Below are 5,454 nucleotides of genomic sequence, written 5' to 3'. Positions count from 1 at the left end.
TGCTTGAGCTCGTCCAGGGTGCCGTTGACGATGATGCGGCCCTCGTGGAGGATCGCGATCCGGTCGGCGAGTTGTTCGGCCTCGTCCAGGTACTGCGTGGTGAGCAGCACCGTCGTGCCCTGGGCGGCCAGTTCCTGGACGGCCTGCCACACCTCGATGCGTGCCTGGGGGTCGAGCCCGGTGGTCGGTTCGTCGAGGAAGATGACCGGCGGGTTGCCGATCAGGCTCATCGCGATGTCGAGGCGGCGGCGCATGCCGCCCGAATACGTCGACACCTTCCGTCCGCCCGCGTCGGTGAGCGAGAAGCGGGCGAGCAGGTCATCGGCGATCTTGCCCGGATTCTTGAGGTGCCGCAAACGGGCGACCAGCACCAGGTTCTCCCGCCCGCTGAGGATCTCGTCCACGGCGGCGAACTGCCCGGTGAGGCTGATCGACTCCCGTACGTCGGCCGCCTGCGTGGCGACGTCGAAGCCGTTGACGCTGGCTGTCCCGGCGTCGGCCTTGAGCAGCGTGGAAAGGATCTTCACGGCCGTGGTCTTGCCCGCCCCGTTGGAGCCGAGCAGGGCGAAGATGCTGCCGCGCGCCACGGTGAAGTCCACGCCGCGCAGCACTCGCAGCTCCTTGTACGACTTCTCCAGGCCGTGCACCTGGATCGCCGGGGCTTGCTGTTTCGTCATCAGTCTGTCCTGTCCTTTCTTGCGGTGTCTTCGCCGGCGGCGCGCTCGACGGCGCTGGTGAGGCGGTGTCGCTCGCGGGCCCGGTACTGGCCGATCGGGTAGTTGGCCACGAACGCCTCCACGAACTCCACCGGGTCTTCCCCGAAGATGTCGCGGATCGGGGTCCCGTCGGCCGCGCTCTGTTCGAACAGATCGGCAAGGTCCTCGTACATCGCCATCGCGCCGGCGCCATCGGCCGGCCCGAAGTGCATCAGGTACCGCTCCAGCGCTTCGACCGCGATGCGGTAGTTCTCGGGAAGCTGCTTGATGCGCGCCTTGTACTGCCGGTAGCGCTTCTTCTCCTCCAGCGACCCGGTGACGATCTCCAGGTACTGCAGGTAGCGGCTCTTTGGTTCGTCAGCCACGTCTACTTGCCTCCCTTGCGAAGCTGTTGGAGCCGTTCGGCCAGGAAGCTCCAGGTCTTCCAGGACTCGTCGAGGTACTCCCGCCCCTGCGGGTTGAGGGAGTACACCTTGCGCGGCGGCCCCTTCTCCGACGGCACTTTCTGCACGTCGACCACGCCGCGCTGCTCGATCCTGACCAGCAGGGCGTAGATGGTGCCCTCGGCGATGTCGGAGAAGCCCTGGTCGCGCAGCCAGGCCGTGATCTCGTAGCCGTAGGCGGGCCGGCCGGACAGGAGTGCCAGGACGATGCCCTCCAGCGTTCCTTTGAGCATCTCCGTCAGCTGCTTGCCCATGGAACACTCCCCTTTCAGCTACTTGGTGACGCTAACTACTGGTACAAAGTAACACTGACTACCGGTATATAGCAACACCGAATAGCTGAGGTGTAAGCCGGGGCCTCGAGCGTGTGGGTGCGGGCGGCCTGATCGCTGTTCGTGAGCGGGTCCGCCATCCCTTAGGCGAAGACGGGCTGCGTCAGCCCGCCGGAGAGTTCGATCGCCGCGGACGCGGCGGGAGCGCCCGCGACCACGAGGAAGTAATTGCTGATCTGTTCATGGCATAACCATCGCCGGAAGCGCTGATACCGGGCTGTTGCCGCGCTGACACGGCCGCCGACACGACACCGCAGCAAGCCTGTTCACCGCCGGGACATCCGCCGGCCTGGCGCGCCTCCCTGCGCGGCCGGCGCGCAGCACCTGCAGCGTCTTTCTGACTTCTTCGGGCCCCTCACGAGGATCGCGGGCCCATAGTCACGGCTCGTCGTTCGTGACGCGATCAATGGCGTTGGCCGGTCGTTCCGCTTGCAGCTGATCCGCTGACCCACTTCACCGTCGTGGATTCCGTGTGCCCAGGAACTCGCTGCGGTCTGGATGTCTCCGAACAAGACCCTCGAAGACAGTTTCCAGCACCACTACGATAAACACGGCAAGCCCACTTAACAAGACGCCGGCACAATATCAAGCCGATGCTAAGGCGTGGCTCGAATCCGTCACTGCCTCCAAGCGGGGATATAATCAAAAGTTCGTGGAGTTGGGCGATGGAACACGGGGAATCAAGTTAACGAGGACGGTAAAGTGGTCTCCTACTGGTATAACGAAAGTAATTAGAGGGGAAGATCCGAAAGAAAGAAAACGTCTGGTGACCGCTTAAGGTCAAGGCGGCCTCACGGATTTCGCGTGGGGCCGCCTTTCTGTGCAGGACTTGACGCTGCCGGTTCCGACATCGCGCTTCAACGATTCATGTGACGGAGGCTAATCAATGAACGAGTATTCCTCCCGATGCAACTCGAAGTCGACGAATTCGATGACGATCAGGGTGATGTTGTCCGGACCACCGTGCTCCCCGGCAAGGGCCTCGAGACGATCAGCCGCTTCTGCCGATCCGCCGGGTCCGCTCAGAATCTCCATCAGGAGCGTGTGAGGAACCACCGCGCTGAGTCCACCAGTGCACAGCAAGATCCGGTCACCGGCGCACAGACTGAGGGTTACCAGGTCAGGGGCGTGACCCTCGGGCCGTCCGTCGAGGAAGCCCGAAATGCGCTCCAGTGGCTTCGGCACGCTGTCGGCCATACCGTGGGCATGACTCTCGGTCGTCCAGATGAGCTCAGCGGCCCCGCTGTCGGTTCGTCGTGCGACATACGCCTGTGTATCGCCTATGTTCGCGAAGACCACCATGGTCCCAGACCACGCCATGGCCACCAGGTCGGCGCCCATGCCCGCCAGTTCGGGTTGAGCCTCGATCTTTTGCCGAATGGACTCGTTCGCCGAGTTGATCGCACGCTCGAGAACGGTTGTCAGATCCGACGGATCGATTTCGCGATCGTACTTCTGCAAGGTTTCGGTCACGAGATGGCTGGCAACGTCGTCGGCAGTCCGACCCTTGCGGCCGTCGGCGATCGCGAACAGGAAAGGACCCGTGCAGATATCATCCTCGATGCGCCGGCGCGCGGGCCCAAGGTAGGTTCGGGAGGCCGCATTCCAGGTGAGGATCACGATTTCACGTGCCTTCCATGTCAGAGCAGGGATCTTTAGCTGATTCGTCTCGGTGTAGACATGCCAGTTTCAACCTGCGCCCTGCCGCTACGGTCTTCGCCGACTTGATGAGTTCGCCATCGCCACCTGGCGTCCCATGCACCTGACCTCCAGCAAACAGATTGGCCAGGACTTTTCGCCCGGCTCTTCTTAGACTGCCATACATAGCATGAATTCGCAGAGTCATAGACAGGACCCCGGCGTTGATTAGCCTCGATGACTCAGGCCTCAGCCTTGATCAGTCACGGGTAGTCGATGGATGTTCGCTCGGCTGAGTCGGCCGGTCTACCCCCGTTGTCTCGATCTTGTTGTCAAGCTGCCGGGGTAGCCTGTCCGTCCGGCTGTCGCGTCGGGCGGCGTCGGTTCCACGGGCCGAGGTGGGTTCCTCCGGGTTGGGGTCGGGTGGGCGGTTCGCGCTGGTCAGCCTGGCGGCGCCAGGGCTAGGGCGAAGGTGAGGCAGGCGGCCAGGGCGTCAGCCCAGGCAGAGCAGCCGCAGCCAGCACAGCAGGTCGATGGCGATCGCCGCAGCGACGCACCAGGCGGTGTTGACCTGCATCGATTTGCTGGGCAGGTGAGCCAGCCCGGTGGCTTTCCCCGTGCGAATACGGTCTTTGACGCGGGCGTGGACACGATGACGAGCTTCGAGGAAGTCGAGCTGGCGGCCGGGCTGCCGTGCGGGAGTGGCGGTGACGAATAGGCTGTAGCGCCATCTGTCGGTCTCCTCCAGCAGCGACAGCTGGGCGCCGGAGCCGGGCCGGGCCGTTCGCGGCGGCAGATCACCCGCATCGCCGCGGGCCAGCCCGCCAGTTGGTCGCCGCCGATGGAGTGGCGCAGCAGGCCGGTGAGCTCGACGACGCCGGCGTCATCGAGGTCGCGCGCCTTGCCGCCGGCGCCGATGACATGCTGCCAGGCATCTGCGGGCAGGCGTGTGATCGCGTTCTGTTCGCGTTCGCCGAGTTCCCAGCCGATGGAGTACTCCAGGTGGGTCGATGTCCAGGTCACGGGCCTTCTTCAGGAAGGAACGGCTGTCGAGCAGGGCGTCAGGGTCCGCGCCGAGCTTCAGGCCCTGGATGTTGCCACCATGCAGGCTCTCGGCGACCGAGCTGACCACAGAAACCCGCGCCAGGCGGGCCCACCACACCTGGCCATCCGCTCGACGCGATTCTGGATGATCAGCGACCGTTAGACAGCAGGAGGTCTGCCAGCCGTAAGGCGGTGGCGCCGGACAGAGCGTTCACGCCGCTGCCAAGCGACTGCGGACGATGCGGCCGCCCTTGATGACATGCCGCACCCGCTGAGCATGGGTGCCGAAGTCATAGGGATCACCGTCCACCGTGACCATGTCCGCGCGGAGGCCGGGGGTGATCCGCCCGGTCAGCTCACCCAGCCCGAGCAGGTCAGCCCCAGAGGAGGTCGCCGCGGCCAGGGCACGTGACGGTGACATCCCAGCCTCGACCATGAGCTGGAGCTCCTCGGGCGTGAGCCCATGCGGGAAGACGCCGCTGTCAGTGCCCATGGCGATCTTCACACCAGCGTCCACAGCCCGTCTGACCGCGTCCATGTGCGTGCCTGCCACGGAGTGGGCCTTGTCGACCACGGCCTGAGGCAGTCGGGTGCCTGCCTCGATCATGCGGATGAGCGCGACCGGCGCCAGTAGGGTCGGCACGAGCCAGGTGCCGCGGGCCAGCATCAAGTCGATGCACTCGTCGTCGAGGAAGATGCCGTGCTCGATGGAGCGGACACCTGCCAGGACGGCGTTTCGGATGCCGGGCGTGCCCTGGGCGTGGGCCATCACGCCGATGCCCGAGGCCGCTGCCTCTGAGACGCAGACAGCCAGTTCCTCCTCGCTGAACTGGGGGTGGCGAGGGTCGTCCCGGGGCGACATGACCCCGCCGGAGGTGCAGATCTTGATGACGTCGGCCCCGGCGCGGATGATCTCGCGGACTCGAAGCCGCATCTGGTCGGGACCGTCGACCACGGTGTGGGGGCGGCCGGGGTGTGGGACCAGCAGGGAGTGGACCTCGCCGTGCACGGTCCACCCGTCGACGTGGCCGCCGGTCTGGCTGAGCGGGGTCACCGCGATGACCAGGTCGGAGCCGTCGATCAAGCCGTCGGCGACGGCCTGTTTGACGCCGAGGTCAGCGCCGCCGGCGTCACGGACGGTGGTGACGCCGAGGTTGAGGGAGGTGCGCAGGTTCTGTTCGGCTTTTTGAACTCCTCCCCGGCCTGAAGGCCGGAGATTCTCCCGTCGCGCCGCGGTTAAGCGGCGCGCGGGGGTTGACGCTTCGCAGACCGGGCAGCCCC

The 5,454-nt window shown here is 65.3% G+C and carries 5 protein-coding genes and 1 pseudogene; all 6 read right to left on the bottom strand.

Annotation, left to right across the window (positions count from 1 at the left end; translation table 11 throughout):
- Nucleotides 1-677: ATP-binding cassette domain-containing protein (locus tag AB0J09_RS54995; protein WP_360710308.1), on the bottom strand; the 677-nt coding region annotated here is incomplete at its 3' end.
- On the bottom strand, nt 677-1,081 hold the full coding sequence (locus AB0J09_RS54990; RefSeq protein WP_360710306.1) for a DUF1048 domain-containing protein: 405 nt from the start codon (nt 1,079-1,081) through the stop codon (nt 677-679). The genes AB0J09_RS54995 and AB0J09_RS54990, both read right to left, overlap by 1 nt.
- A 2-nt stretch (nt 1,082-1,083) precedes the next feature.
- Complete coding sequence (locus AB0J09_RS54985; RefSeq protein ID WP_360710304.1) at nt 1,084-1,413, bottom strand: PadR family transcriptional regulator; 330 nt, start codon at nt 1,411-1,413, stop codon at nt 1,084-1,086.
- Between the two features lie 957 nt (nt 1,414-2,370).
- Nucleotides 2,371-3,111 carry a PP2C family serine/threonine-protein phosphatase gene (locus AB0J09_RS54980; protein ID WP_360710302.1) on the bottom strand — a complete coding sequence of 247 codons (741 nt, stop codon included), beginning with the start codon at nt 3,109-3,111 and terminating at the stop codon, nt 2,371-2,373.
- A 619-nt stretch (nt 3,112-3,730) separates the two neighbouring features.
- Nucleotides 3,731-3,954, bottom strand: a pseudogene (locus AB0J09_RS54975) (IS1380 family transposase); the annotation flags it as partial.
- Between the two features lie 430 nt (nt 3,955-4,384).
- Nucleotides 4,385-5,454, bottom strand: a 1,070-nt coding sequence (locus AB0J09_RS54970) for an amidohydrolase family protein (RefSeq protein ID WP_360710300.1), incomplete at its 5' end; no start/stop codon positions are given.

The organism is Nonomuraea sp. NPDC049784 (assembly GCF_040659615.1).
GTDB lineage: Bacteria > Actinomycetota > Actinomycetes > Streptosporangiales > Streptosporangiaceae > Nonomuraea.
This window is presented reverse-complemented; position numbering and strand designations above follow the sequence as displayed.

What these genes read in the sequence shown, in the direction of transcription:
- AB0J09_RS54985 (WP_360710304.1), bottom strand. Translation starts at nt 1,413, where the DNA reads ATGGGCAAGCAGCTGACGGAGATGCTCAAAGGAACGCTGGAGGGCATC.